The following is a 1,519-nucleotide window of genomic DNA, read 5'->3' as shown; positions in this document are numbered from 1 at the left end:
CGCAAGCGGGCGGTCTCCGTCCACACCCTGCGCCATTGCTAGGCCACCCATCTGCTCGAAGCCGGGGTGAACCTCCGGGTGATCCAGAAGAACCTGGGCCACGCCAGCCTGGAGACCACCATGATCTATCTGCCCCTCACCTCCAAAGGCCAGGAGGACGCCTGTGCACTGATCGACCGGGTCATGGAGGGCCTGTGAGATGGGCCTCCTCCAGGAGCTTTTCCGCACGCACGGCCCGGCGTACCTCGACCGGTTCGGCGACGCCATGCCCCGGGCCCACAGGAGGGTGAGCGCGGCCATCATCGCGTGCCGGACCGAGGCGGCGGGCGTGACGCTCTATTCGTGCGACGCCTGCGGGCAGCCGCACGTGATCCCGCGCTCCTGCGGCAACCGCCACTGTCCGGGCTGCCAGCAGGGCCAAGGCCTCCGGTGGCTGGAGCGGCACCGGGCGCGGCACCTGCCCGGCGAACACTGCTTGCTCACCTTCACGGTCCCGGCGCCGCTGCGGGCCTTCCGGCGGCGACCTCAGAAGGTCGGCTAGGGCGCGTTGTTCGAAGCCTCCTCGGGAGCGATCAAGACGCTGGCCGCCGACCCCCGGCACATCGGAGGCGACCTTGCCGGCTTCTTCGGCGTCGTGCATACCTGGGGGCGGACCCTGCAGTACCATCCGCACATCCACTATGTCGTGCCGGGCGGAGCGCTGAGTCGAGTCGACGGGCGCGGGCATCCGGCCCGCCCCGGGTTCTCGTTGCCCGTGCGGGCGCTGTCGAGAATCTTTCGGGCCAAGGTGCGGGACGCGCTCGACCGGCACGGGCTACTCGGGGCGACGCCGGGCGAGGTCTGGGCCATGGAGTGGAACGTCAACGGCCCGGCCGCGGGCGACGGGCGCGGGGCGATCGAGTACCGTGCCCAGTACGTGTTCAAGGTGGCGATCTCGGAGCGCCGCATCGTGCAGGTCGATGAGCATCACGTGCGCTTCCGGTACCACCAGCCGCACAGTCACCGGCCGCGCACCATGACGCTGCCGATCATGGAGTTCATGCGCCGGTTTCTCCAGCACGTGCGCCCGCGCGGGTTCATGAAGGTGCGGTACTACGGGTTCCTCTCCCCGAGCTCGTCGGTCCCTTTGGAGGAGGTGAAAGCCCGCATCGAACTGGCGCATGGATTCGCCGTGCCGGCACCGGAGACCACGCTCGAAGCGGCCGCGACCCTGCGCTGCCGTCACTGCGGAGGCGTACTGCGATTCTGCCGCGTGGTCTGGCCAGGAGACGTCGCGATCGGTGCGCTCGTCTCGCTGGACCGTTCGGTCGGCGTGGCCCCGGGGCTCACCGCCGGGTCGGCCGGCCCCTGAGCGCAGCCGGACGGGCCTCGGGATCACGCGCGCGAGTACCACACCCATCTGGGCATCCTGTCCGACGCCACTCACCGGACAGCACGGCCCCACCTTGCCTGGCTCACTCGTCGTGGCCTGTACACGCCTTCACCCGACGCCGCCCCCGACCTTGACCTGGCCGGTCAC

3 protein-coding genes are annotated in these 1,519 nt (G+C 70.2%); all 3 read left to right on the top strand.

Translation table 11 applies throughout. The annotated features are described in order from the left end of the window. Nucleotides 1-51: 51 nt before the first annotated feature. From ACRDSQ_RS11995 to ACRDSQ_RS11985, 3 genes are read left to right on the top strand one after another with little or no spacing between them, the layout of a single operon-like run. The gene (locus tag ACRDSQ_RS11995; protein ID WP_431420975.1) at nt 52-198 is read left to right on the top strand and encodes a tyrosine-type recombinase/integrase; all 147 of its coding nucleotides are present in this window, start codon (nt 52-54) and stop codon (nt 196-198) included. Nucleotide 199: 1 nt separating this feature from the next. After that, complete coding sequence (locus ACRDSQ_RS11990) at nt 200-541, top strand: transposase zinc-binding domain-containing protein (RefSeq protein ID WP_431420973.1); 342 nt, start codon at nt 200-202, stop codon at nt 539-541. Nucleotides 542-547: 6 nt separating this feature from the next. Continuing rightward, nucleotides 548-1,351 carry an IS91 family transposase gene (locus ACRDSQ_RS11985; RefSeq protein WP_431420971.1) on the top strand — a complete coding sequence of 268 codons (804 nt, stop codon included), beginning with the start codon at nt 548-550 and terminating at the stop codon, nt 1,349-1,351. Nucleotides 1,352-1,519: the final 168 nt, after the last annotated feature.

The sequence above is a fragment of the Actinokineospora sp. genome (genome assembly GCF_050699995.1).
Classification (GTDB): Bacteria; Actinomycetota; Actinomycetes; order Mycobacteriales; family Pseudonocardiaceae; genus Actinokineospora.
The sequence above is the reverse complement of the archived record's forward strand: the minus strand, read 5'-3'. Positions and strand labels throughout refer to the sequence as shown.